This window comes from Sinobaca sp. SA16-1 (assembly GCF_059510515.1).
The window spans coordinates 26,488-52,157 of sequence record NZ_JCAKFL010000004.1 but is presented as its reverse complement, the minus strand read 5'-3'; the positions used below and the strand labels follow the sequence as shown (position 1 = coordinate 52,157).

The following is a 25,670-nucleotide window of genomic DNA, read 5'->3' as shown; positions in this document are numbered from 1 at the left end:
TAAATATTTTCTTTACTTTTTTAATGATAACGCAATAACGAAGATTGTCAAAGGTTTAATAAAAGCAGAGCCCCGGAAAATGGTGCCGCTGAAATTTCTATATATGGTAATAATAAAAAAACGCGAAAATTTTTTTGACAGATAATTTCCTACGTGTTAAATTTAAATTGTTCGAAACGTTAAATTTTTTTAAAACAAATTAAACAAACGTAAACAAATGAAAAAAATAGAAGGAGGCGTTTTACTTGTCCGATAAGAGAATGTATATCAACGGAGAATGGGTAGAAGCCAAATCAGGAAACACCCGCAGTATTTTAAATCCATTCAACCAGGAGACGATTGCAACGGCTGCTGAAGGCTCAAGGGAAGATTCCCAGGCGGCCGTTCAGGCAGCGCGCGAAGCGTTTGATAACGGTGAATGGGCCGGCACCCCGGCTGCAGAAAGAGGGCTTCTTATCCAGAAAATAGCTGACTTTATCAAGCGTGATAATGAAGAGATGGCTGAACTTGAAACGCTCGATACTGGAAAAACGATGGTAGAGAGCCGCGCAGATATGGATGATATTGCCGGTGTCTTCCAATATTTCGCAGGACTTGCCGACAAAAATGGGGGAGAAGTCATTGCTTCTCCTCTTCCGGATTCAGAAAGCCGTGTGGTTAGAGAGCCGGTCGGCGTCTGCGGACAGATTACCCCGTGGAATTATCCCCTGCTTCAGGCAGCCTGGAAAATTGCCCCGGCACTGGCTGCCGGAAACACGATTGTGGTAAAGCCAAGTGAAATTACGCCGCTTACCACTGTAAAAGTATTTGAATTAATGGAAGAAGCCGGTTTTCCAAAAGGCGTAGCCAATCTTGTGTTAGGTCCTGGTGCGACTGTCGGAGCTGAGCTTTCCGAAAGTGTTGACGTCGATTTGATCTCTTTTACTGGAGGCATCGACACAGGAAAGAAAATTATGCAGGCCGCAAGCGTGAACGTAAAGAAAATTGCGCTTGAGCTCGGCGGGAAAAACCCGAATATCGTTTTTGCCGACGCAGACTTTGATACAGCGGTCGACCAGGCAATGAATGCTGTATTTTTCCACGGCGGTCAGGTATGCTCTGCCGGATCCCGTCTTATTATAGAAGAAAGCATTCACGATGAATTTGTAGAAGAGCTCGTAAAACGCTCTAAAAACATTAAACTTGGCAGCGGGTTCGAAGAAAGCACCCAATCCGGTCCGCTTATTTCCAATGAACATCGTGCCAAGGTTGAGAAATATGTAGAAATTGGACAGGAAGAAGGAGCAAAGCTTGTTCTCGGCGGTTCCCGTCCAGAGCAGGAAGAGCTGCAGAATGGTTCGTTCTATCTGCCGACTATCTTTACAGAATGTAAGGCGGACATGAGAATCGTTCAAGAAGAAGTTTTCGGTCCGGTTCTTACTATTGAAACATTCAAAACAGAAGAAGAAGCGGTAACGCTTGCCAACGATACCATCTATGGCCTGGCCGGTGCTGTCTTTACAAATGACATCGCCAAAGCTGAAAACGTTGCAGCCAAGCTTCGCATGGGTACGGTATGGATTAACGATTTCCACCCATACTTTGCACAGGCGCCGTGGGGTGGATACAAGCAGTCCGGTTTCGGCCGCGAACTTGGTCACATCGGCCTTGAGGAGTATACAGAAGTGAAGCACATTTTCCGCAACAAAAAGCCGGCAGCCGTTAACTGGTTCGCTTAATAATACTATCCGGTTATCCGCACGGGGAACCGGGCGGAGATCCGGGGCTTTACCATACATGGAATATAAAAAAACAACGGTCCTATAGGAGGAATTGTATATGAGTTTGAATATGAAAGTAGAATCTATGTTAAGTTATCACACGTTTGAGCTGCCAACCGCCATTAAACACGGAATTGGCTCCATTAAACATATCGGCGAAGAAGTAAAAGCGTTAGGTGCTACAAAAGTGCTTCTTGCCACAGATCCCGGCATCTATAAAGCCGGCGTCGTAGACCCGGTTATTGAACATTTGAAAAAAGCCGGCGTGGAGGTTGTTCTTTTCGATAAAGTTGAGCCTAACCCTCCCGTGCGTCTTATTGCAGAAGGATCAAAAGTCTTTAAGGAAGAAGGATGCGACGGCCTTGTAGCAGTAGGGGGCGGAAGCTCTATGGATACAGCGAAGGCGATCGGTGTAGAAGCAGTACACGAAGGTTCAGTACTGGATTATGAAGCAGCAGACGGCAAAAAGCCGCTTGTTAACCGCATTCCGCCACTTACGACGATCCCGACAACAGCAGGAACCGGTTCTGAAGTAACACAGTGGGCAGTTATTACAGATGAAGAGCGTGAATTCAAGTTTAATACGGGCGGTCCATTAATCGCGGCTCACCTTACGATTCTTGATCCACAGCTTCACGTTTCTATGCCGCCGCACGTAACAGCAATGACGGGTATTGATGCCATTGCCCACGCGGTAGAGTGTTATACAATGAAATTTGCCCAGCCTGTTACAGATGCTGTAGCCTTAATGGCGATGGAATATGCATCCAAATACATTCGTCGTGCTTATGCAGACGGCGCGGATCTGGAAGCCCGTTACGGCATGGCCCAGGCTGCTATGCTTGCCGGCCTTTCATACGGAAGCGAATCTGCAGGTGCAGCCCATGCAATGAGCCAGACGCTTGGCGGCATTATTCCTGTGGCCCACGGCCAGTGTGTAGCAACGATGATGGGACCTGTAATGGAGTACAACTGGAAAGGTGCTCCTGAGCGTTTTGCCCGTATGGCACAGGCTTTTGGCATTGACACAGTCGGCATGACAACAGAGGAAGCGGCTAAAGCTTCTGTGAAATGGATGTATGATCTTGCAGAAGATCTGGATATTCCAAATCTTGAAGAGCAGGGCGTTTCTTCTGATATGATTGATCGTCTTTCTAAAGAAGCAATGAAGGATCCTCAGACAGAAGGAAACCCAAGAGACCTTACTGAGCGCGACTACCAGTGGATCTACAAGCGCTGCTTTAACCAGGTACCAACGTCTATCTAATAGAATTTAATAAAAAAGCCTGCGGAGGATGATATCCGCAGGCTTTTTGTATTTTAAATTGTATTAAGCTGAGGCTGGAGCTGATTTGGACAAAAATACTTTTGTGAGATAGACAGCAGCTACAAGCAGTACGACAGCCGTTAAGAGACCAAGCCACATGCTTCCGGACAGGCCGAGAACAAGATAGCCTATTGAAGAAGCACCGGCTGCAATAAGAGCATAAGGAAGCTGTGTCACGACGTGATCAATATGATGGCTTCCTGCCCCGGTAGACGAAAGAATCGTCGTATCGGAAATAGGAGAACAGTGGTCTCCGAAAATAGAACCGGCCAGCACAGAGGCTAAGAAAGGCAGCATCATCGTAATATCAAGCGTTGCTGCAATTTCTCCGGCAATCGGAAGGAGAAGCGAAAATGTTCCCCAGGACGTCCCGGTCGAGAAAGCCATAAAACCGGCAACAATAAACAGCAGCAGAGGCAGCAGAAACAACGGAATACTGCCATCAATTAAAGCAGCAAGGTATGCGCCTGTCTGCAGCTCGTCTATTACAGCTACAATAATCCAGGCAAGAATCAAAATATAAATTGCCGGCATCATTGCTCTAATACCTGCTGTGCCTGCTTTGCCGACCATAGAAGACTTTGGCTTTTTAGTAAGGGTAAGGATAAGAGCAACGGCTAATCCAATAAGGCCGCCGTATACAAGAGACGCGGACACATCCGTTTCGGCAAATACGCTTAACGCTGTCACGGTTTCCGCATTTTGAGCACCAGTGATGATCATAAATACGATCGTTGCAGCTACAAGAACAACGATAGGAAGAACAAGGTCACGGACGCGGCCGGTTAATTCATCAAGCTGTCCGCCCGTTTCGCCCGGCAAGCCAAGCTTGGAGCTGTCAAACAGCACGCCGTCCTCAAGTGCAAGACGCTCATGTTTTTTCATTGGGCCGATATCTACTTTCCAGACAATCATCAGGAGAACGAGCAGAAGGGCCGTTATCGCATAGAAGTTCATCGGAATCATATACAAAAATGCCTGCAGGCCGCTGTATTGATTTACCTGATAGGACTCAAGGATGCCGGCAATAATCGTAATGATATAAGCACCCCAGCTGGAAAGCGGCACTATAACACAGACAGGAGCTGCGACAGAATCAACAATGTAGGCAAGTTTTGCTCTGGAAATGCCGTGGCGGTCGGTTAGAGGACGGCTCACCTGGCCAACTGTCAGGCTGTTGAAGTAATCGTCAATAAATATTAAGATACCAAATAAAAACGTGACGAGCTGCGCGCCGGTTCTGGTTTTCACACGGCGCAGAGCCCATTCTCCAAACGCTCTGCTGCCACCGGACAGGCTGATTAAGGCAGCCATGACTCCGAGAATAAGCAGAAAGAAAATAATATAAAGCTCCCACGTGTTAATGGCTCCATCCGTGTAGAAAAAACCGGTAAAAATAGACCATATGTACGAGAGTGACGCAAGGATAGACCAGTCATTAATGAGGAGGGCACCGATTAAAATACCCAGCCCAAGGGAGGGCAGAACCTTTCGTGTAATGATAATCATCGCCAGAGCCAGAAGGGGCGGCAAAAGCGACAGAGCAGATAATTCTTCCATTATGATTCCTCCAATTCGTCGTGAAGCTTACGTATGACAGCACATATCAAAAAGCCTGTATCCTGATTTTTATGGAAAGAAAGGGCCGGCCGCAGGCCATAAAAAAACTGCACGGAGACAGACTGTCACCATGCAGCGGACACCTCGGATCCGGTGAAAACAGGTAGCACTCCGCAGACCATGCTGCGGCAGTCCTGTATTTATTTAATACAGGCCCAACGTCCGGAAGATGACCTGTCCGGGCATTTCGGCGGAGAAACCTTTTTGTACAGGTTATCGGTGTCACCCTATCTGCACATACTCCTTTTCATCCGCGCCTCTACCTCATCCAGTGATGAGGCTTCTCTATTAAATTGGGTTTTCAGTCAATTTGTTTTTCGTTCATACTGCTTCATATTAATTTATCCAAAAATTATTATAACAATGGGACCGCAGGGAAGCAAACCTTTTATCAGGTTAAGCTTCTGTTAGCCGGAGCGTTTAGTACAAATGTTTCAATAGCATGTGCCACGCCGCTTTCATTGTGATGCGTCGTTTCAAAATCGGCTGCTTTTTTTACTTCCGGTTCAGCATTTCCCATTGCGATACTGGTGGCTGCTTTTTCAAACATAGGCAGGTCGTTAAAATTGTCCCCGATCGCAAAGGTCTTGTCCATGGAAAGACCGGCATGCTCCGTTAAATGCATCAGGCCAATGCCTTTCTGGGTACTAGGGTGCATGATTTCCAGATTATCGCGGCCGGAAGAGGTGATGTGTATGCTTTCCTCGTCTTCCCAGCTGTTTCGGCATCCCTGCAGTTTATCGCCAAGCATGGATAAAATAAGGAATTTATAAACAGTAATTTGATTTTCTTCAATGAATGCCGGCTCAGGAAGCTCTTTCATCTTTGATTTCCGACGGTGGCCTTCTGCTACATTCCAAATCCGTTCATTGACTTCATTACCGTTATCAAGGCCTGCAGTGAAGGCATCCAGGTCACTGCGGAAATAGTCGCTGGACTGAGGAGGCGTATAAATACCTTTGTTTGTGTAGGCATGATAGTAAATCTGCTGTTCATCGAGCCAATGCATTAAAGCGACAGCATCTTCGCGGATCATATGAACTTCCCGGATGATGTTCTCTCCCCAGGAAACGATAGCGCCATTCAAAGAAATAATACCATCAGGCGTAACATTTACTTCGTTAAGAAGGCGCTGCACATCAGGCATGCCTCTCCCTGTAGCGATTACCACTTTATCTCCGTTTTCCTGAAGTTTTTCCAGGGCGGAAGCATTTTCTTTCGTAATGTAGCCTTCTTCGTGGAGAAGAGTGCCGTCCATATCAATTGCAATTGTTTTCATCTAGCTTCTCTCCATTCTTTCTATTTTCCTATATAATAAGGTCTTTGTTATCACATATACTCCCTTATTTTATCATAGTTCTCCGGTTATCGAATGAGAAATGAACCCGGTCGGAAAGCCGACAAAAAAAGCTGCCGGGTCTCCGGCAGCTTTGAAATAGTTATTGAACACGCGGTGGTGCGGTGTTTTTTGGTGCTTCTTCCGGAGGAGCAAGTTTGTCGTCTCCGGCTTTATCGATATCGTCGACCGTTAAATTAATTTCTACAATTTCCAGGCCGGTCATCCGCTCGATATCGTGAGCAACATGAGTTTGTACTTCTTCAAAAATCGCCGGAATGCTTTTATCATATTCTACAATAATATTTACATCGAGGGCGGCCTGGGTTTTTCCTACCTCGGCACTGACACCCTTTGTCAGGTTGCCGCTGCCCAGCCGGTCGGTAATACCTTCCACAACGCCGCCGCTCATTCCAACAATACCGTCAACACGCATTAATGCAACAGCCGCTATTTTCTTTACTACTTCCTCATCAATTAAAATAGAAGTGGAAGAGGGTGGGTTGTTTGGTGTGTTTGTTGAAATACTGCTCGTGGTTGTTGCAGGTACTGATACAGAAGTAGTCGAGCTGTTATCTTTTGTTTCGGCAGGAAGGCTATCCTTTTTTTCAGAGGAAGAATCGCCTGATGTTTTCACCGGCGTCCGCCCTTCCATGTTTCTTGCCGGAGACCCGGGCCCCCCCATACGATCAGCTGACTCTTTTTGCTCCTCTGCCGGAGTTGCTTCCGGTTTGCTGCTTCTTCTTTGCGACTTATCGCTTCTTTTTCTGTTTGGTCCGTTTGGTCCGTTTTGCATCTTAACTGCCTCCTAAATAGTAATAGTGACTTTCGTTCGGCCGTTTGTTTATCTGCGTGCAGTTAAAAACTCCATTGTCTTCCGGGTGGCGACCTGAAAGTCTTTGTGGCCGTCCAGCTGTCTGCCGATAATATAGCCCACCGCTAAAAAGATGGCTACAACAAGTGCTTCACCGAATCCCCATAATAAGAAAATAACTCCTAGAAGCAGTGCCAATACTGTACATATAATTCGTCCTCTGTAGTCAATCCACTGCTTGGAAGAAGAGGCAGGCTGAGAAGCATTAGTCTGGTATTGTTCTTTTTCTTCGTTCATGATTTGTACACCACCTTATAGAATGTATAATTACTGCACTCTGGAAACTTTAGGCCCTTTAGGAATAGACTGGCTAGGCTCGAGGTTGTCTTTAATAATCACATCGAACGTTCTGACATCCATTTCCGTAATACGCTGCAGGTCAGCTTTTGCGGACTCCTGAATGTTTTCGGAAAGTGTCTGGATAGGGGCTTTACCATTTACTGTAATATAGGCCCGGACGTTCAGGGCGTTGTCGGACTCGATATGCTGAATCTGTACTTCAGAGCTGTCGAGGCCTTCATAGTTGTTAATGTTCCGATAGACAATATTTTTAATAGTATCTTTAGACACATCAACATGGCCTTCATCGTTTTTCCAGCGGATATCAGGCAGTCTATATTTCTTCGTATAGCGGAAAGCACCGAGAAATATGAGGACACTGAGAACAATCCACAGGACCGCCAACAACAGTACAATCCAGAAAGGTTCGGAGCCTGGAGACACGCCGAGGATGGAATTTTCTATCCAGGGAGCTGTCCCCCAGTTAAGCCATGTTCCGATGACCGTGTATAAAATAAACAAGTTGCCGGCGGCAAAAAGAAAGAGCGCGGCTCGAAATAATATGGACACGATTCTACACCTCATTTCTTGAGTTAATGAACGTACGGATGGAACAGCTGTATTTACTGCACGCGAGGTGTCGTATCACTGGTCTCCAGTTGATTTTGTTTACGGTCGCCGAGCTTGGCGTCATCTGCTGTATCAATATCATCTACATATAAGTTTAATTCAACCACTTCGAGGCCGGTCATCTTTTCGATAGCTGTTGTTACGTTATTGGTTACATTTCTATAGACTTCCGGAATGCTTTTATCGTATTCGATAATAATATTCAAATCGATGGCTGCCTGTTTTTCTCCCACTTCGGTGCTGATTCCCTTGCGAAGGCTTTTGCGGCCGAACGCTTCTTTCAGGCCTTCCATCGGTCCGCCGCTCATAGCGAGAACGCCGTCCGTCTGAACAGCGGCAAGGCCGGTGATTTTCTGCACTACGTTATCATCAATTCTAAGTTTTCCGGGAATACGCTGCTTTGAATTATTTTCGTTGGAACGGGTGCTGTCCTGGTTTTGCTGCATAATTCATTTCTCCTCACATAGTGGAATTTGTATTACTGCACGCGTGCTTCTTCCATCGGCCCGGTGGAAATCTGATCCGAGATACTGATGTTAATATCGCTTACACGTACTTCCGTAATCTTTTCAATGCTTTCTTTTACGGAACGCTGCACATTTCTGGACAGCGTCTGCAGAGGAGCCTGGCCGTCTACCATAATATCAAGTTTCATATAAACAGATTCATCTGTCGGGGAATGGTAGCCGGTCATTTTGACGTCTGTTACGCCGGGCTCAGCCATCGCATTATGATAGGCGATTTTTTTGAATGTTTTCATTGATACACTGATTTTGCCCGTTGGCATAGTCATATCAATCCGCTCGCCGGAGCGTTTCTTTTTAAATTTAACAGCTGCGATCAGGGCGATAATACTAAATATCAGCCATACAACAGCTGTAATAAGTGCGATCATTCCCGGAGTGGATGAGAAATCAGCATTCACCGCAAAGCTTGTAATCCATTGGCCGGATGCAAGGCCGAATATGGCACCTATCGTAAGAACGGCGGCAGCTATATTAACAATGGCTAGAATAATGAGTAGTAATCGTAGGAAAAATGACAAAGTGTACCCTCCTTTCTCATAGAGCCCTGGTTATTGAACTCTTGCCTGCTGGCCCTGTTCTCCTGCAGTACGCTTGCTGAGCGATACATCTACACTGGAAACATCTACTTCTGCAATACGTTCTACATCTGTTTTTACTACTTCCTGTATATCAGAAGAAAGAGATTGAACAGGGGTTCTTTCATTTGGTGTTACTTTCAGGTGAAGTGCCACCTGGTTTTCCTGCTGTCTGGTGCACGTGACATGAACATCCGTAACACCCTGGCGCGTGATCGCGCTTCGGTACGCAATATTTTCTATAGTATGAAACGGAATATTCACTTTTCCGCTGGATAAAGAAGAACTGACAAATTTTTCTTTAGGCTTCTTTTTTGGTTTAAGGGCCGGCAGAAGAAATAATAAGCTTATAAGAGCCCAGGCTGCTGCTGCCGCTAATCCAATCCACCATTCCGGTGACATGTAGGATGCCTGCGTCCAGTAGGTTTCTATAACCTGGACGACCGGCTGCCACTGAAAGAAGCCGGCTATGAGAACACCTGCAAGCGCAAGGTTTAATACTACAAATATAAATAAGAAAAATCGTAATGCAACCGTCATGATTGCGCCTCCTTCTGCTGATTATCTTCTTTCAGTAAAATAACGCAGTGTTTTCTGCGTCCATACTTGAATATCCCGGTGTCCGTCCAACTGTCTTCCTACCAGGTACCCTACAGCAAAAATGAGAGCTACAACGACAGCTTCTCCAAAGCCCCAGAACAAAAAGACAACAACAAGAAGCAATGCGATAATAATGCTTACGATTCTTCCTCTATAATCAAGAAGCTGCTTTTTATCTTCGTTCATATTTCTTCACCGCCTTTCATTGGTGGAATAGTTACTGCATTCCCCTTTTACCCATTTGTAAAAACATGTATTTGATTAATGGAAATAAATTTTATTGGAATATCTTTTGTTTTGATGGGGGTTTTATCTTATTTAGGTCGAAATTAACCAAAAATTAGAGAGAACACGAAAAAAAATACAAATATTTTCAAAATAAATGTTAGGGATTCTTATTAACCGGGTATATCATCATAGACGTAACCTATAAAGAATAAAGGAGACTGAGTCCAATGGCTGAACAAACACCATTAAATGCAACGGATCAAAACAAAAGAGACCTGACGTATAATACAGGTGTCATTGAAAAAATTGCCGCATTGTCTGTAGTAGAAATTCCAGGTATTTTGTCTATGAGTACAGGAGCAGTAGAAGGTCTGACGGAAAGACTGGGCAGAAAAGACCTTACAAAAGGCGTAACAGCTGAAGTAGGCGAAAAGCAGGCTGCCATCGATTTGAATGTGATCATCAAGTACGGATCAAACATTCCGAAAGTCTATGATGAAGTAAAAAGAAGAATCACAGAAAACGTCCGTCATATGACAGGGCTTGAAGTAGTGGAAGTACAGATGAACGTGGACGACATTGATTCAGAAGGCGAAGGCAAGCTTGGTTATGAAGATCAGGAAGTCCAGGATACGGTTGAAAAACGTGTAGAATAGAAAGCAGCATGTAAGCACCCTTCGAGGGTGCTTTTTTTATAGATTTTTTCCGTGCCCATCTAAAATAGAAGAAACCAGTTGCAATATACGGAAGGATTATATATAATAACCCTCGTACAAAACGGACGTCATACTCGTATAATCTGGACGATAAGGGTTCAGGGTTTCTACAGGAGAGCCACATTTCTCCAGGCTACGGGTCTTCTAGTTAAATAGAAGATCTGTAGCTTTTTTTGTGGAAAAAGCTGCAGGAGGCACGTCCGCCTGTAACTTTTGTTAGAAAATGGGGATACACATGAATCGATTATTTCATTTTAAGGAAAACCAGACGACGTTAAAGCAGGAGCTTCTCGCAGGCCTCACCTCCTATTTTACGATTGCTTATATTTTGATTATCAATCCGGCGATTCTTGCCGATGCCGGCATTCCATATGCGTATGCCCTTGCAGCGACGATCCTGGCAACGGCAGCCGGATGCTTTATGATCGGCGGCTGGGGAAATGCCCCAATGATTCTCACACCGGGAATGGGGATTAACGCATTTTTTACGTATACGATTGTGCAGGGCTTCGGACTTACCTGGCAGCAGGGGCTTGCTGCTGTTATTGCGGCAGGGCTGCTGTTTTTCATAGCGACCATTACACCGCTTGCCGGCATTATGGTCAGGGCAGTGCCGGATTCATTGAAAATAGGGATTACCGTCGGAGTAGGTATCTTTTTAACATTTATCGGACTGCAGAAGGGGCAGCTGATCACAGCGGACGCGGAAACGTTCGTAACGATGGGGGCGATTTCCTCTCCACAGGCTCTGCTGACGATTCTTGGCCTGGTCATTACAATGGCCTTGTTTGTCCGGAAAGTGAAAGGAAGTTTTTTGATCGGCATTGTCCTGACAACGGGTGTCGCGTTTTTGTTTGGATTGACCAATCCGCCGCAGGCAGATAGTATTCAGTTTACAGGCTACGGACAGATGCTCGGTGCCTCTGATTTCAGCGGGGTGTATCAGCTGTCTTTCTGGACAGCCGTCTTCTCTTTAATGATTATTTTGATGTTTGAGAGTATGGGTCTTCTTAATGGCATGCTTCCGGACAAAAGAAAATTCCCGAAATCGTATCAGGCCTCTGCCGCGTCTGCTTTTACAAGCGGCCTGTTTGGAACATCGCCTACCATTCCAACGGTGGAAAGTGCTTCCGGTATCGCGGAAGGGGGAAGAACCGGTCTTACAGCTATTACGGTCGGTGTCTTGTTTCTGGCTTCCGCTTTCTTTGCTCCTATGTTTACTGTTATTCCTGATGGGGCAGTGGCGCCGGTGCTGATTATTGTTGGCGGACTGATGGTACAGGAAATCCGCCATATTCGTTTCCAGGATATGTCGGAATGGCTTCCGGCGTATTTGATTATCGGGCTGATCCCGTTAACGTATTCGATAGCAGATGGGATTGCATTCGGATTTATTGCCTATCCGCTGCTGAAACTGGCACTGGGTGAACCACGCTCGGTTTCCCCTATTATGTACGTGATTTCTTCCTTGTTTTTCCTTCACTACGTATTGATGCTCGTAATTTAATAAAAGAAAAGAGGCTCCTTTCATGTTTTTACTACAATTAATGCAGAAACGGACAGAAGCCTACATGCAGGAACGCATGAAATATGGAGGGTACATGATGAGCGGCGGCCTGGTGGTTGCCGCTATTGCTGTCATTGTGATCAGTTTTTATTATTACGGTGCCTGGCTGCAAAGCGCTGAGCACGGACCGGTCTGGCAGGTAACTGCCGCCGCTTTATGGTCTGTGCTGCTGCTTCGTACGAGTCAGCGCCTGCTCGTAAAGCCGGCGGATATGGTGTTTCTGCTGCCGGCTGAAAGCCGAATTGATGAACTGCTGGGGTGGGGACGCCGTTTTTCCTTTATCCGAAAGGTACCGCTGCTTCTTTTGGCCCTTGTTTACACTGGAACCTATTATTACTCCGGCCCGCTGCAGGAAGAGTCGTTCGTTTTGTTTTACGGAATAGCCGCCGGTATAGCAGGACTTCATATACTGGGTACATATTTTCATTATTATACGCATACGCGGCCGGCTTTATTTATAGATAAGGCGGTGCCGGCCTCTTTAACAACAGCTGCCCTGCTGGGGCTCTTCTTTCATTGGTTCTGGTTATATGGATTGGTGATGGCTCTTTACGCCGTATTTGTTTATGATAGAAGACAGAGGCTGAAGGCGCTGCCATTTCAATGGCAGAAAGTGCAGGAAACGGAGCATGCTCTCAGTCTTCGTTTCTACAGAGCGGCTTCCCAGTTTGCAGAAGTTCCGTTTCTGCCGGAGAAAATACGATTCTGGAAAAAGGCAGACATTGCTGCAAAGGCTGTTTCATGGAAAAGGCCAATGCTTTACATAAGCATTCTTTCTTTTATTAGAAGAGGCAGTTATCTACAAAGCTGGGTTCTTTTTACGGGCATTGGTTCCGTGCTGCTGTTTTATTCTGAAAGCACCACAGCAAAAGTCATTGCAGCGACTGCCGTTGTTTACCTGTACGGCCGCCAGCTTTCCGCTTTTCCAAAGTTGTATGAATATTCACTGCCTCTTGGAGTCTATCCTGTAGCAGCGAAGAGAAGAAAGCGGGAGCCGGCAGGAGCTGCGGCACTTGTTATGGCAGGGCATGCCGCCATTCTGACGGCCTTTGCCGGTGCAGGAGGAACGTTTTCCCAGGTTCTTTATACAGCATCCGCCGTTATGCTTGTGCTGATCCTTAATAAAAGCTGGTTCCTGCCTAAAGAAAAAAAGAAGTGAAGCGTTACCATTCATTCAGTAGACTTATTTTCTATGAGAAAAGCATCCAATCGGGGGTTTCCTGCGTATACTAAACAAGTACAAAAAGCAGCCCCCTGATCGGATGGATTTATTTTTATGTTGAATGAAGAGGGGGACAGGAAATGCCGACATTAACAGATGCGGAATTGTACGAGAGAATTCAGGCGCAGGATAAAGAAGCGCTCGAGATACTCTACACCCGCTATGAACGCCTATTGTACTCGTTTTCTTATAATATGGTAAAAGATAAACAGGCTGCAGAAGAAGTAATGCAGGATGTATTCTTTAAGCTGTGGAGAGGAAAAGGGGCGGGGACCTATACAGAGTCCCGCGGTAAATTCTCGAGCTGGCTGTTGACGATCACGAGAAACGCCTCTATTGATCACCTCCGTAAGAAGAAAATGGAAATATACGAATGGGAGGAAAGAGACTCTGTCCATGAACAAATGCCTTCTGTAGAAAAGGAAATAGAAAGCAAAGAAGAGCGGACAGAGCTTCAGGCCGTTATTCATAAGCTGCCGGATGAACAGCAGCGGATGATATGTTTATTTTATTTCCAAGGCATGTCGCAGAGCCAGATTGCTGAAGCCTGCGGCATTCCGCTTGGAACGGTAAAAGGCAGGCTCCGGCTGGCGCTCAAAAAGCTAAAAGGCATGGTCGCTGTGGAGAGGGGGATCGAAATTGAATAACAAACATGATGCAATTCTTGACTATCTGAACAATCAGCTCTCTGACAGAGATAGAGAAGCATTTGAATATGAGCTGAAATACGATAAAGAATTAAGAGAAGAGCTGCAGGAATGGGAAGAATTAATGGAAGAACCTGCTTCGTTATTGCAACCGGTCGATCCTCCTGCAGGAATGAAAGAACGGGTGCTTGGCTCGGTATTGGAAGAAGGCAGGAAAGAATCCAGTAAGCCGAAAGCAGTGTATACAGGAAAAGCGAAAAGCAAACGCTATGGCCTGATCGGCGGCCTTCTTGCAGCCGCCCTGCTGTTATCGGTAGGCGCCAACGTTTTTGTAGCTACTCAGCTGCAGCAGGTAGCTTCGCAGAATGAAGAACTGGAAGAAGAGCTGACGTCGATGGAAACTGCGATGCAGGAACAGCAGGAAACCCAGACAGCGAGCCCGGTGGTTACAGCAAGCCTGGAGCCGGGTGAAGAAGCCGAAGGTACAGGAATCGCAACGCTTGCAGAATCCGGAGATCAGGCGGAGCTGCTCGTGCAGGCTCAAGAGCTGGCCGGTCTGGAAGGAGACGAAGTGTACCAGGTCTGGCTGATTGAAGGAGAGTCCCCAATACCGGCCGGATCCTTCACGACAGATGCGGAAGGCCGGGGCGGCTCGGTATTTTCTTTAACCGAAAGCGGACAGAATTGGGACGCAATTGCAGTTACAAGAGAACCGCAGCCGGATAATCAGCTGCCGGAGGGCGAAGTCGTTCTGCAGGCAGAAATTTAAGGACAATCATATAGTGCCGTCGGAAGATATCATGCTTCCGGCGGTTTTTTTAATACATACCAGAATGTATCAACAAAGGAGGAGGGTCTTTATCTGTGATAATCGGAAATAAAACGTGTAAACTAAAGACAGCAGAGGAGGAGACACGAATGAGAAAAACAGCGGTATTAAGCATTTTTCTGGCGGGAACAGGTCTGCTGGCGGCCTGCAGCAATAACGAAGAAACAGAAGAAGCAGAAGCTTGGCTTGAGGAGGATTGGGAATCAATAAACGCGGAAGCAGACGGCTCGAACGTACGCATGTTTATGTGGGGAGGCGATGAAGGCTTAAATCAATATATGGATGAGTACGTGATCCCTGCCGTAGAGCAGGAGCACAGCATAGCATTGGAGCGGGTGCCGATTGCTACGGAAGAAAGCCTGCAGCGGCTCCTTACCGAAAAAGAGGCAGGGGAGCAGGAGGGAACGATGGATATTCTGTGGCTGAACGGGGAAAATTTCCGGAGCGCCAAGGAAAATGAACTGCTTCTCGGATCATTTACGGAAAAACTGCCGCATTTTAATGAATACATAGAGGCAGACTCTCCGGAAACGACGCTTGATTTCGGGACACCGACTGATGGAATGGAATCCCCGCTCGGTAAGGTGCAGTTTACTTTTATGTATGATACAGAAAAAGTGGAACAGCCTCCCGCCACCTGGGAGGAACTCAGCCAATGGGTGGAAGAGAACCCGGGAGAATTTACGTATCCGGAGGCCACTGATTTTACAGGAAACGCTTTTTTAAGGCAGCTGATGTATGACCAGTATGAAAACGATCCGGCATTTGCATCGGAAGCCTTCGATGAGAAAATGCTCGAAGAAGACACCGGACCGATGTGGGACTATTTAAATGCGTGGGAAAGCAGCCTGTGGAGAGAAGGGCAGACGTATCCGGCAAGTGTGGAAGAGCTGGACCGGCTTTACAGCCGCGGTGAAGTCAGCATGACGATGGGGTATAACGAAGCGCGGGCGGAAAGCTTGATTCGGGACGGTACCTTTCCGGAAACCACCGATACGTTTATGCTCGAGAGCGGATCTATCGGCAATACGCATTTTCTCACCATGCCCTTTAATGCCGGAAATCCTAGTGGGGCGATGGTTGTAATGGATTTTCTGCTTTCTCCGGAAGCACAGATTGAAAAAATGAATCCTGATGGGTGGGGGGAGAGCTCCGTCCTCGATCCAGGACGTTTGACAGAAGAAGACCGCAGCGCAATGGAAGCTGTGGACAGAGGGGACAGTGTTCCTTCCCAGGAAGAGCTTGATGATGCCTACCTTCCAGAGCTGGATGCCGATTATGTAGGCTGGCTGGAAGAGAAATGGAACGATGAAGTTGTTCAGCCGTAAGAAAGCTGCAGCTCTCTGGCTTCTGCCGGTACTGCTGCTGCTTGTAGGTTCGGTGTGGTATGCCCTGCTGCAGGTACTGCTCGGAAGCCTGGAAGGAGAAGGAGGGCAATGGAGCCTGTCTGTTTATCAGACATTAGCGGATAACAGCCGCTTTTGGTCTTCCGCCTTTTTCAGTCTTTACGTGGCCGGCGTTTCTACGGTCATTTCGCTTGTGCTCGGCATCTTTATTGCGAGAGGGCTGTATCATTACCTGGAAGACCGGTACAGCCGGTTTCTTATTTGGATTCCGATGGTGTTTCCCCATTTTGTCGGAGCCTATCTCGTTATATTGATTTTTTCGCAGAGCGGCTGGCTTTCTACGGCCGCAGCCTCGATCGGATGGGTTGATGCAATAGCTGATTTTCCTATACTGACAAATGACTCCAGGGGTATCGGATTGATTCTCACGTATGTGTGGAAGGAAATTCCGTTTGTTGTCCTCATGATGCTCCCGGTGTACCAGGAAATGAATAAAGAATTTGCCCATGCGGCGGCAGCTCTCGGAGCAGGCCCTTTACAGCGCTTTAAAGACATAGAGTGGGCGTTCTTGAAGCCAGGAACACTTGAAACAGGCCTGATTATTTTTTGTTTTGTGTTTGGCGCGTTTGAAGTGCCGTACCTCATTGGTGCGTCCTCTCCTGAAATGGGAGCTGTTCTTGCCTACGAATGGTTTTACAGCGGAGACTGGAGCAGGCGTCCGGAAGCGCTGGCTGCGATGACGCTTCTCACAGGAGCCATTCTGGCAGCCGCGGCGCTTGTTTTGTGGTATGTCCGCAAGCTGCGCAGTCGTTTAGGAGGCGGGGCATAATATGAAGCATAAAATAATAATAGGTGTATTTCTGCTTATATTTAGTATTCTGCCCCTGCTGCTTCTGCTCTTGCAGAGTATTGCCCCCGGGTGGGGATGGGGGCAATTGTTTCCTTCCGCTGTATCGATGCAGGCGTGGCAGACAGCTTTCAGTGATCCGGCATTAAGGCAGTCGATGGTAGTAACGGTCCTGGTAACGTTGGTTGTCACGGCAGGAAATCTGCTTCTCGGTGTTCCGGCTGCGAAAATGCTTGCCTATCAGCATTTCAAAGGCAAGCTGTGGCTTGATAATCTGCTGTTTCTGCCGATTCTTATTCCAATGACGGCCGTTGCAATGGGCATTCATTTTACGTTTATCCGTGCCGGCCTTGCCGATACGTGGCCCGGCACCGCGCTCGTGCTGTTTATTCCAACTCTGCCTTATACGATCCGGGTCATCCGCGCCGGCTTTGAAAGGCTGGGACCGGAATCAGAAGAGCAGGCGAAATCGCTTGGCAGCAGTCCGCTGCAGGCTTTACTGTTTGTACAGCTTCCACAGATGATGCCAAGCCTGCGTTCGGCCGTTTTTTTAACAGTTGTCATTACAGCAGGCCAGTACATTCTGCCGGTTATTATCGGAGGGGGTACGGTGCCGATGCTGTCTCTTTTGTATTTTCCCTACTCCAATTCAGCAAATGAAGCGGTCGTAAGCGCGTTGTCTATTCTGTTTGCGCTGCTTCCCCTCGTAGTGATTCTACTGGCGGAAGCGGTACTGCGAATAGTGTTTGCTGCGGTCGAGCGAAGATAAGGCAGGTGATAATTTGACATATTTAGAGATTCGGTCTTTAACCAAACAGTATCAAAACGATGTCGTCCTCAATGAGATTGATATCGAGCTTGAACGGGGCGAAACAATGAGCATTCTCGGACGGTCCGGCACGGGGAAAACGACCCTGCTGCGGACCATTGCCGGGATTATAAAAGAGGACGCGGGAGATATTTTCATTAACGGGGAAAACGTCAAAGGAACGCCGGCGGAACGACGTCCGGTCGTCATGATGTTTCAAAAGCCGCTGTTGTTTCCACATATGAATGCAGCGGACAATACCGCTTACGGGTTAAAAGTAAAAAAAATGCCGGTGAAACAGCGAAGACAGAAAGCGGAGATTTTTTTGGAAAAGGTAGGTCTTGCCGGATTCGGGAAAAAGTTTCCGGCGGAATGTTCGGGAGGCGAGCAGCAGCGGATATCGCTTGCCCGGGCTTTAATCGTTAAGCCGAAGCTGCTGTTAATGGATGAACCATTTTCCCACCTCGATTCAGAACTCCGCCGCTCCATGAGGCTGTGGGTAAAGGAAGTCCTGAAAGAAGAAGGAGTGACGGCGCTGTTTGTGACGCATGACCGTGAGGAAGCCGAGCAGATGGGAGATAAAATGGCTGTCCTCGGTGAAGGGAAAATTCTGCAGTCCGGGCTGCCGGAAGAACTATACCGCCGGCCGGTCCATCCGATTGCTGCTTCGCTTGCGTCGGAAGGATTTTTCACAAAAGAAGGGGCATTCGTGCCGCTCGCTGCAGTAACTACTAAAAAAATCACAGAGCCGTCCCGGACGTTTCGGGCTGTCGTTCAGGAAGAAAGACAAGCCTACGGACTACAGTTTTACAATTATTATTTGGAGGAAGAAAAGGTCATTATCGCTTTACGGAACGAATCCAACGCTGCGCGGCCTGGAGACCAGGTGGTTCTCTACGCTCCGGAGGAGTCCCTGCTTTTTTCAGAAAGTACGGCGACGCTTCGGGTAGAAGGTGAGAAAGCATGACCTATAAGAAAACGCTTCTGCTTGCAGGGGTGGCAGTTGTTGCTGCCGTTCTGGTCTGGCTGAATGTCCAGGTGTTTCAATTTCGTCCCGGCGATATTGAACAGGTGATCGATTCCTACGGATGGATGGCGCCTGTTGTATATATCGTCCTTTATACACTGCGCTCGCTCGTATTCTTCCCGGCGTCTGTCTTTTCGCTGGCCGGAGGACTTGCCTTTGGGCCGGTAGAAGGTGTTATCTACATTATGATCGGTGCAATGGGAGGATCGATTCTTTCCTTTTATATTGCCCGGATGCTCGGTGGAAAAGTGATTGGCAGCAAGTGGAAAGGAAAAGCCGCTGTTTTTCAGACCCAGCTGAATGAAAATGGATTCCTGTATGCGCTCATTATGAGGCTGATTCCGGTGCTGAATTTTGATCTGGTCAGCTATATTTGCGGGCTGTCGACGATTCGTTTCCGAGCTTATGCGGCCGCTACGCTTATTGGTATTTTCCCCGGAGCGCTCGGATACAGCCTGCTTGGATCGGGACTTGTGAGCGGCGACTTTACACAGATTATTATAGCTGCCAGTGTATTCCTGGCGATTACCGCTTTTGTTTATTTATTAAAAAGGGTAAGAGTAGGAAGAGATATTATCAATAAAGCATCCATAGATGAGGACGATAGCTAATGCTTGATACGCATGCCAGAAAATATGTACAGCCTGTCATTGGACATGCAGCGGATTTCTTTCTCCGCAGGGGATTGTCCGCCAATCAGGTGACGGTGGCCTCTTTTATTATCGGCGTAGCGGCAGGGCCGCTTGTTTATTTGGGGTTTGGGCCCGCAGCCGTCCTGCTGCTGTGGATTTCCGGTTTTCTGGATGCCGTGGACGGATCGATGGCCCGCAAAACGAAGCCCTCTGCCTTTGGCACCGTAATGGACGTCACGTTTGACCGGCTTGTAGAGATCAGCGTACTGCTGGGGCTTGCTTTTTTATTCCCGGATTTAATGTGGCTGTTTCTGCTCCTGAGCGTGTCGATCATTTTTTCAATGACCGTGTTTTTAACGGTTGGTACCGTCTCGGAGCAAAAAGGAATAAAATCTTTTTACTATCAGGCAGGGCTCGCAGAGCGGACGGAAGGGTTTATCTTGTTTACGATCATGATCCTGTTTCCTTCGATTCTGCTTTATTCCACGATGTTATTTCTATTTGTAGAAGTGTTTACAGGCATCCAGCGTTTAATGGAGGCTAAAAAAATATTAAAGGAGCCGGCAGAATGAAAACATACGATCTTATTATTATCGGAGGCGGATCCGGCGGCTTAACGGCCGCATCCGGTGCTGCCCAGTTCGGTGCTTCAGTAGCGTTGATTGAAAAAAAGAATAACCTCGGCGGGGACTGTCTTCACGCCGGCTGTGTGCCGTCCAAAGCATTTATTGCGGCGGGAAAAGAAATTCATCAGGCAAGACAGGCCGCTTCCCGGCATAATCTGACACTCTCCGGTGAGGTCTCTCTCGCACAGGTAAATCGGAGAGTGCATGATGCGATAGACGATATTCAGGTAATGGACGATGTGTCCCGCTTTGAGGAAATGGGCGTGGATGTGTTTTTGAAAGAAGCTGTATTTACAGGCCCCCACACAGTAAAGCTTGGGGACGGCGAAGAAATTGAAGGAAAGCGGATCGTGATTGCCACTGGCTCAAAACCGGTTATTCCTCCGATCGATAACATAGAGGTGCTTCCATATTACACAAATGAAACGATCTTCGACGCCGAAGAACTTCCCGGGCACATCGTCTGCGTGGGAGGAGGCCCGGTTGGCGTAGAGCTCGCCCAGGTACTGGCCCGACTCGGTGCAAACGTGACCATCGTCGATAATGCGCCGCGGCTGTTTCCGAATGAAGAAGAAGAGATTGGCAGGCAGGTGCAGAATGCGCTGCTTGAAGAGCTTGACTTTATTCCGGATACACGGGTGGAGGCGCTGGAAAAAGACGACGCCTCCGGACATACGTACGCCGTCTTGTCCAACGGGGAGAAAGTAAAAGCGGACGCGCTGCTGATTGCGGCCGGCCGCAGGCCCAATACCGATTTGCTGCAGCTCGACAAAGCAGGAATTGACCCGGCAAAGGATGGCAGTATCCCCGTGAAACCAACGCTTCAGACTAAAGCGCCTCATATTTATGCAGTAGGAGACGTAACCGGAACGTATGCATTTACACATGCGGCCGGCCTGGAAGGGCAGATTGTCGTCACCAACGCGGTGTTCGGCCTGCGCCGGAAAGTGTCCTACAGCACGCTGCCGTGGGTTTTTTACACAGAGCCGGAGCTGTTCCGGCTTGGACTGACAGAGCAGCAGGCGAGGGATCAGTACGGAGAGAGCATCAATGTATATAAAGTAACTGGTGGAGAGGTGGACCGTTTTATTGCAGAGCGGGACAAAACGCCGCTTATGAAAATTATTACCGATAAGCGCGGCAGAATTTTAGGCGCGCATGCAGCTGGAAAAAATGCGTCCGACTGGATGCACGAAGTTGTAGCGGCAAAAGCCTGGAAGAAGCCGCTCCGCTCGTTTTCAAGTATTGTTTATCCGTACCCATCGCGCGGGGAAATCCTGAAAAAAGCAGCCGACATTTACTGGAGGGAAAAGCTTTTTGACAGCAGCGTAACAAAGCTGCTCAAGAAATACGTGCAGACGTTCCGGTAAGAGAAAGGAGGAAAGCGATATGCCCAAGCGCCTGATTCTAATCGGAGCCGGCCATGCCCATTTAACGATGATCCGCGACTGGAGCGCAGCAGACAAAAAAGAGATAGAATGGATTCTGCTGTCCCCGGGTCCGTACCATTACTACTCCGGCATGTTTTCCGGTTTAATGGAAGGACTCTACGAAAAAGAAGACATCCGCGTGGAGCTGGGTTCTTTCTGCCGCAGGCACGGAGGGTCTTTTCTGGAGGGGGCTGCGATAAAAGTGGATTATCATCAAAAGCAGGTGGAGACGGACCGGGGCGACACGCTGTTCTTTGATGCGGCCTCGATTAACATCGGAGCCAAAACCGCGGGTGTTTCTGCCGGCAGGGGATCCCATGTCCTTAAACCGGCGCTTGGGGTGCCGGACACGGTAGAACGAATGCGCTGTGCGGAACAGCCTGCGGTCATTGGAAGCGGGTACGGCGGAGTCGAAATGGCCCTCTCGCTCCAGGCCTGGCGGAAAAAGCACCGCAGGTCGGCCCATCCGGTGCGTTTGTTTTCCTCCGGCGGCATCATGCCGACCGAAACCAGGCGGATTCAGCAGGTGGTTCGGCAGATTCTTCACAAGCAGAAAGTGCAGATTATAGAAGAGGGGCGCGCCGAAGAAACAGAAGGAGCACTGAATACTGACAGCAGCCGGCACTCATTTGATGAAGCGCTCTGGCTGACAGGAAGTGCCGCTCACCCGGTGTTCCAGGCTTCTTTGCTTCCAACTGCAGAAGACGGTTCCCTGCGCGTGACTGCCGGGATGGAAGTGCCGGGACTGCCGGGATTGTTTGGAGCGGGGGACAGCGTCACGATCGACGCCTACCCGGACCTTCCTAAAAACGGCGTATACGCAATCCGGCAGGCGCCCGTGCTGAAAGAAAACATTACGGCTTTTTTCCAAGGGGGTCCAGGGCAGACATTTACGCCGCAGAGAAAATACATGGCTATTCTGTCCCTCGGTGGAAAGAAAGGCCTGCTCATAAGAGGAAAACGTCACATGAAAGGCTCTGCCGCCTGGCAGGTAAAAAATAAAATCGATAAAAAATTTATGGCATCTCTTCGCGTGGAGGAGATGTAATTTTTTGAGATCACAGCTGAATGGCTGGTTGAAGTTTGGTATAAAACCGGGCATCAGCCAGCCTATTTTAATTTAAGAAAGGAGCGGTCATGAAAATTTTAGTTACCGGTTTTACGGGGAAGGTTGGCGGCGAAGTTGCTCAACAGCTTAAGGATAAAGATATTTCTATGATTTGCGGCGTTCGGCACCCTGAAAAAGCTAAAGAAACGTTTGGGGAGACATACGAGTTCGTACGTCTTGATTTTGCAGATCCACATACATTTGATAAAGCTCTTGAACAGGCAGATCGTATATTTTTAATGTACCCGCCTGGAAGTAACCTGGCATTTGATACTTTTATAGAAAAGGCAAAAAACAGTGGAATAAAGCACATTGCCTACTTATCACTTAAAGATGTGCAGTACCTGCCCTTTATACATCATTATAAAATGGAAAAGTTAATCAAAAAATCCGGCATTCCTTATACATTTGTACGGGCAGGTTATTTTATGCAGAACCTAAATGATTTTCTGCGTAAAGAAATCAAAGAAAGACAGCGTATTTTTGTCCCGGCAGGTAAAGGGAAAACGAGCTTTGTTGATACAAGAGACTTAGCTGAAATCTCAGCCGAAGCATTGATTTATCCTGAAAAACATAAAAACAAAAGCTACGAAATTACAGGCAGAGAGGCTCTCAGTTTTTATGAAACGGCAGAAATAATGACGGACATTCTAGGCATTACGATAGAATACACAAATCCTTCAGTGAAAGAATTTAAAGTATTTATGAAAAAAAGAGGGGAAAAAGAAGAGTTTATTAACGTTGTAGTAGGCATTCATATCCCGACAAAGCTGGGATTAGCAAAGGGAATTAAGGACGATTATGAGAAAATAACAGGTAAAAAGCCTGCAGATATGCGGACATATATTGAAGATTACAAAGATAACTGGATAGAGTAGATCAACGAGTTGAAAAGAGTTTTGCTCTATAGTCTTTTTGCTTTAATTCTCATGGCGCGTTCCATTTAAATCGAGCAGATGCTGGATGGCGTTGATGACTTCATCCGGATTATCCGTGTGAATGGTAGCATGTCCGGCATGTTCGACGGTGCGATGCTCTCCGCGGGGAACAGAAGCGGCTAAGGCCGAGTAAATGGTGTGTTTTGCCTCGTTAAAGGGAGCAATCATTCCGCGCAGAAAACCCGGGCTGGTGATGAGCTTCGTAAACGGATCGATTCCAGACACTGTACACACGATCACCGGGATATCAGGAAGCCTGCCTCCTTCGCGGATTTCAGTATAAAGTCCGCTTTTTATGTTTTTTCTTTCTGCCATCGTTTTTGGCAGTGTCTTCATATGATAATCGATCAGCGGTTTACGTAACGCCTCCGGCCATCCGGCAAGCATCTGCTCGTATATAAGGCGGAAGGATCGCTTGTATGTCAGGAGTGTTTGGAAAAGCACCAGGCCCTGCTGGGGAAGGTATCGTTTTTTGAAGCTTGGTGTACGGGTAAGAAAGTCTTCGTGCGGTGGTTCTATTAACAGCATTCCCGCTGTTTCTTCCGGGAAGCGCTGTGCGAACCGCTGGGCATAGATGCCGCCGAGTGAATGGCCGACGAACAGATAAGGGGCGGGTATCCGGGCGGAAATCAGTAGGTTCCGCAGTTCATCTGTGACTTCCCCGGCGCTGCGGGGGAGCTTAACCGGATCGCTCCAGCCCGTTCCCGCGCGGTCATAAATTACGGAAGTGGTCTGCTTCGCTATTTCCTGGTGAATGTTCAGATAGTCAAGACCTATCATGCCGGCAGCCGGTAAAAATACTACTGCCGGACTTCCTATTCCGGTATAATCGAGTGCCAACTGTCGTTCTTCCACGTTGTAAAAATGTCCAATGGGGGGATCGTTGACTAAGGATTTATCAAACCGGCGTTTCTTTGTATCATCCTTCATCGCTGCCATCTGACCTCCTTTTCACAAGGGTCTTATCTAGTAGAACCTGCCTCTATTTAAATGTACATTCATTATAATTTCATTTATTTTACAGATCAATTGTTTTTCAACTAAAACGCGCAGGTTTATGTTAATTTATTCCATGTTCAGGGAACAGGATACTATGCAGGAAGATTGTTCTTTATGCCCGGTGCGAACGGTAATCAGAACTTACGAGGGTGTCCTTGAATATAACCTTATATAAGGAGTTGAAAAGGGATGATTAATAAGGTCGGTCAAATCATGCTGTATGTGAATGATCAGGATGAAGCGGTAACGTTTTGGAAAGAAAAAGCGGGGTTTCATGTAATAGCGGAAGAAAATAAAAGCGGAATGAGATGGATTGAAATAGCCCCGGCTCCGGACGCCGAAACGAGTATCGTGCTGCACAATAAAGAGTTTGTGGCGGCTATGTCTCCCGGGGTAAACCTGGAGACACCTTCATTACTATTTTTTACAGACGCTTTTGATGAATTATATGCAGATCTCTCCAATAAGGATGTAAAAGTAGGGGAGGTTGTAAACATGCCCTCCGGCAGAGTATTTAACTTTGCTGATCATGAAGAAAACTACTTTGCCATTATGGAAAAGAAATAAGCCCTTATGAATAGAGGTTTCAGCTGGCAGACCTTGTCAGCTTTTTTATATTTTTCACTTTTGCAGAAGCTGTCAAAGAATTTTTGTCGCAGCAAAGTCGATTTGTACTGCCCCCAAGCAAGGGCTTTTTTTCTTTAAAGATATGTCAAAACGGTGTCATAAAGAGTGATCATACGATAAAATAATGTAAAACAAAGAAATAATAAGGAAATAGGAGAAAAATGAAGATAAAGATGTTTTATTACCGTTTTCATGAAGAATGTTTCCGTTTTCTTGAACCCGGGAGGGTTTTGTCAAAACCCTAAAATAAGGAGCATAATAAGGTTAAATCTTAAACGAAAGAAGGCGCATGAATTGAAAAACTTCTTTATGCACATGCTTGAAAACATGTACCAGGACTCTAAAACACAGGCAGACCGGATGCTCAGCGAGTACAATGAAGGCAGAGGCCTAAACGATCATTACTTCTTTAACTAAAAAATAGATAAAAGCTGTCACGGAGTCATTCCGTGGCAGCTTTTTTTGCTTTTCCTTTAGTTGACCAGTGGTTTTTTGCCGTGCTATACTTTACTAAATAATGAAAATCATTCTCAACTGCCGACGGC

The 25,670-nt window shown here is 47.2% G+C and carries 27 protein-coding genes and 2 riboswitches; of the genes, 17 read left to right on the top strand and 10 right to left on the bottom strand.

Annotation, left to right across the window (positions count from 1 at the left end):
* The first annotated feature begins 260 nt into the window (after window positions 1–260).
* Both betB and gbsB read left to right on the top strand, forming a co-directional pair.
* The gene (gene betB, locus AC5W2J_RS12100; RefSeq protein ID WP_496060085.1) at window positions 261–1,718 is read left to right on the top strand and encodes a betaine-aldehyde dehydrogenase; all 1,458 of its coding nucleotides are present in this window, start codon (window positions 261–263) and stop codon (window positions 1,716–1,718) included.
* Window positions 1,719–1,818: 100 nt separating this feature from the next.
* Window positions 1,819–3,027, top strand: coding sequence for a choline dehydrogenase (gbsB, locus tag AC5W2J_RS12095; RefSeq protein WP_496059716.1), 1,209 nt, complete (start codon window positions 1,819–1,821; stop codon window positions 3,025–3,027).
* A gap of 63 nt (window positions 3,028–3,090) precedes the next feature.
* Here gbsB and AC5W2J_RS12090 read toward each other — a convergent pair whose 3' ends face one another.
* From AC5W2J_RS12090 to AC5W2J_RS12050, 9 genes are all read right to left on the bottom strand, one after another.
* On the bottom strand, window positions 3,091–4,647 hold the full coding sequence (locus AC5W2J_RS12090; RefSeq protein WP_496059715.1) for a Na+/H+ antiporter NhaC family protein: 1,557 nt from the start codon (window positions 4,645–4,647) through the stop codon (window positions 3,091–3,093).
* A 156-nt stretch (window positions 4,648–4,803) separates the two neighbouring features.
* A riboswitch (Lysine riboswitch) is annotated at window positions 4,804–4,977 on the bottom strand.
* 121 nt (window positions 4,978–5,098) lie between these two features.
* Window positions 5,099–5,986 carry a Cof-type HAD-IIB family hydrolase gene (locus AC5W2J_RS12085; protein ID WP_496059714.1) on the bottom strand — a complete coding sequence of 296 codons (888 nt, stop codon included), beginning with the start codon at window positions 5,984–5,986 and terminating at the stop codon, window positions 5,099–5,101.
* A 160-nt stretch (window positions 5,987–6,146) separates the two neighbouring features.
* On the bottom strand, window positions 6,147–6,839 hold the full coding sequence (locus AC5W2J_RS12080) for an Asp23/Gls24 family envelope stress response protein (protein ID WP_496059713.1): 693 nt from the start codon (window positions 6,837–6,839) through the stop codon (window positions 6,147–6,149).
* 48 nt (window positions 6,840–6,887) lie between these two features.
* A complete protein-coding gene (locus AC5W2J_RS12075) occupies window positions 6,888–7,154 on the bottom strand; it encodes a DUF2273 domain-containing protein (RefSeq protein WP_496059712.1) in 267 nt (88 codons plus the stop codon).
* Between the two features lie 30 nt (window positions 7,155–7,184).
* Complete coding sequence (amaP, locus tag AC5W2J_RS12070; protein ID WP_496059711.1) at window positions 7,185–7,766, bottom strand: alkaline shock response membrane anchor protein AmaP; 582 nt, start codon at window positions 7,764–7,766, stop codon at window positions 7,185–7,187.
* A gap of 53 nt (window positions 7,767–7,819) precedes the next feature.
* Window positions 7,820–8,272: an Asp23/Gls24 family envelope stress response protein gene (locus tag AC5W2J_RS12065; protein ID WP_496059710.1), complete on the bottom strand. Its 453-nt coding sequence runs from the start codon at window positions 8,270–8,272 to the stop codon at window positions 7,820–7,822.
* Between the two features lie 32 nt (window positions 8,273–8,304).
* Window positions 8,305–8,871 carry an alkaline shock response membrane anchor protein AmaP gene (amaP, locus tag AC5W2J_RS12060; RefSeq protein ID WP_496059709.1) on the bottom strand — a complete coding sequence of 189 codons (567 nt, stop codon included), beginning with the start codon at window positions 8,869–8,871 and terminating at the stop codon, window positions 8,305–8,307.
* A 30-nt stretch (window positions 8,872–8,901) separates the two neighbouring features.
* A complete protein-coding gene (gene amaP, locus AC5W2J_RS12055; RefSeq protein WP_496059708.1) occupies window positions 8,902–9,468 on the bottom strand; it encodes an alkaline shock response membrane anchor protein AmaP in 567 nt (188 codons plus the stop codon).
* A 21-nt stretch (window positions 9,469–9,489) separates the two neighbouring features.
* Window positions 9,490–9,714: a DUF2273 domain-containing protein gene (locus tag AC5W2J_RS12050; RefSeq protein WP_496059707.1), complete on the bottom strand. Its 225-nt coding sequence runs from the start codon at window positions 9,712–9,714 to the stop codon at window positions 9,490–9,492.
* A gap of 269 nt (window positions 9,715–9,983) precedes the next feature.
* On the opposite strand from AC5W2J_RS12050, the gene AC5W2J_RS12045 reads away from it, so the two are divergent.
* The 14 genes from AC5W2J_RS12045 (at window position 9,984) to AC5W2J_RS11980 (ending at window position 23,439) form a co-directional block, all read left to right on the top strand.
* On the top strand, window positions 9,984–10,412 hold the full coding sequence (locus AC5W2J_RS12045; protein ID WP_496059706.1) for an Asp23/Gls24 family envelope stress response protein: 429 nt from the start codon (window positions 9,984–9,986) through the stop codon (window positions 10,410–10,412).
* 114 nt (window positions 10,413–10,526) lie between these two features.
* A riboswitch (purine riboswitch) is annotated at window positions 10,527–10,628 on the top strand.
* A 79-nt stretch (window positions 10,629–10,707) separates the two neighbouring features.
* A complete protein-coding gene (locus tag AC5W2J_RS12040; protein ID WP_496059705.1) occupies window positions 10,708–11,979 on the top strand; it encodes an NCS2 family permease in 1,272 nt (423 codons plus the stop codon).
* A gap of 40 nt (window positions 11,980–12,019) precedes the next feature.
* Window positions 12,020–13,198 (top strand): ABC transporter permease, encoded by a 1,179-nt coding sequence (locus tag AC5W2J_RS12035; RefSeq protein WP_496059704.1) that lies wholly within the window; start codon window positions 12,020–12,022, stop codon window positions 13,196–13,198.
* A gap of 143 nt (window positions 13,199–13,341) precedes the next feature.
* Complete coding sequence (locus AC5W2J_RS12030) at window positions 13,342–13,908, top strand: RNA polymerase sigma factor (RefSeq protein ID WP_496059703.1); 567 nt, start codon at window positions 13,342–13,344, stop codon at window positions 13,906–13,908.
* A complete protein-coding gene (locus tag AC5W2J_RS12025) occupies window positions 13,901–14,677 on the top strand; it encodes an anti-sigma factor domain-containing protein (protein WP_496059702.1) in 777 nt (258 codons plus the stop codon). Before AC5W2J_RS12030 ends, AC5W2J_RS12025 begins: the two co-directional genes overlap by 8 nt.
* Before the next feature lie 149 nt (window positions 14,678–14,826).
* Complete coding sequence (locus tag AC5W2J_RS12020; protein ID WP_496059701.1) at window positions 14,827–16,065, top strand: ABC transporter substrate-binding protein; 1,239 nt, start codon at window positions 14,827–14,829, stop codon at window positions 16,063–16,065.
* Window positions 16,046–16,912, top strand: a complete 867-nt coding sequence (locus AC5W2J_RS12015; protein WP_496059700.1) for an ABC transporter permease — start codon at window positions 16,046–16,048, stop codon at window positions 16,910–16,912. The genes AC5W2J_RS12020 and AC5W2J_RS12015 overlap by 20 nt, the downstream gene beginning before the upstream one ends.
* Before the next feature lies 1 nt (window position 16,913).
* The gene (locus AC5W2J_RS12010; protein WP_496059699.1) at window positions 16,914–17,699 is read left to right on the top strand and encodes an ABC transporter permease; all 786 of its coding nucleotides are present in this window, start codon (window positions 16,914–16,916) and stop codon (window positions 17,697–17,699) included.
* A 13-nt stretch (window positions 17,700–17,712) separates the two neighbouring features.
* A complete protein-coding gene (locus AC5W2J_RS12005) occupies window positions 17,713–18,705 on the top strand; it encodes an ABC transporter ATP-binding protein (RefSeq protein ID WP_496059698.1) in 993 nt (330 codons plus the stop codon).
* Window positions 18,702–19,376, top strand: a complete 675-nt coding sequence (locus AC5W2J_RS12000; RefSeq protein WP_496059697.1) for a TVP38/TMEM64 family protein — start codon at window positions 18,702–18,704, stop codon at window positions 19,374–19,376. Before AC5W2J_RS12005 ends, AC5W2J_RS12000 begins: the two co-directional genes overlap by 4 nt.
* Window positions 19,376–19,969 carry a CDP-alcohol phosphatidyltransferase family protein gene (locus AC5W2J_RS11995; RefSeq protein ID WP_496059696.1) on the top strand — a complete coding sequence of 198 codons (594 nt, stop codon included), beginning with the start codon at window positions 19,376–19,378 and terminating at the stop codon, window positions 19,967–19,969. Before AC5W2J_RS12000 ends, AC5W2J_RS11995 begins: the two co-directional genes overlap by 1 nt.
* Window positions 19,966–21,393 (top strand): dihydrolipoyl dehydrogenase family protein, encoded by a 1,428-nt coding sequence (locus tag AC5W2J_RS11990; protein WP_496059695.1) that lies wholly within the window; start codon window positions 19,966–19,968, stop codon window positions 21,391–21,393. The genes AC5W2J_RS11995 and AC5W2J_RS11990 overlap by 4 nt, the downstream gene beginning before the upstream one ends.
* 19 nt (window positions 21,394–21,412) lie before the next feature.
* The gene (locus AC5W2J_RS11985) at window positions 21,413–22,501 is read left to right on the top strand and encodes an NAD(P)/FAD-dependent oxidoreductase (protein ID WP_496059694.1); all 1,089 of its coding nucleotides are present in this window, start codon (window positions 21,413–21,415) and stop codon (window positions 22,499–22,501) included.
* A gap of 89 nt (window positions 22,502–22,590) precedes the next feature.
* The gene (locus AC5W2J_RS11980; RefSeq protein WP_496059693.1) at window positions 22,591–23,439 is read left to right on the top strand and encodes an SDR family oxidoreductase; all 849 of its coding nucleotides are present in this window, start codon (window positions 22,591–22,593) and stop codon (window positions 23,437–23,439) included.
* Between the two features lie 42 nt (window positions 23,440–23,481).
* On the opposite strand, the gene AC5W2J_RS11975 is transcribed toward AC5W2J_RS11980, so the two are convergent.
* Entirely contained in the window at window positions 23,482–24,438 is a 957-nt protein-coding gene (locus AC5W2J_RS11975) for an alpha/beta fold hydrolase (protein ID WP_496059692.1), read from the bottom strand.
* 249 nt (window positions 24,439–24,687) lie between these two features.
* Between AC5W2J_RS11975 and AC5W2J_RS11970 the strand changes: the two genes are divergently transcribed.
* On the top strand, window positions 24,688–25,065 hold the full coding sequence (locus AC5W2J_RS11970; protein ID WP_496059691.1) for a VOC family protein: 378 nt from the start codon (window positions 24,688–24,690) through the stop codon (window positions 25,063–25,065).
* Window positions 25,066–25,670: the final 605 nt, after the last annotated feature.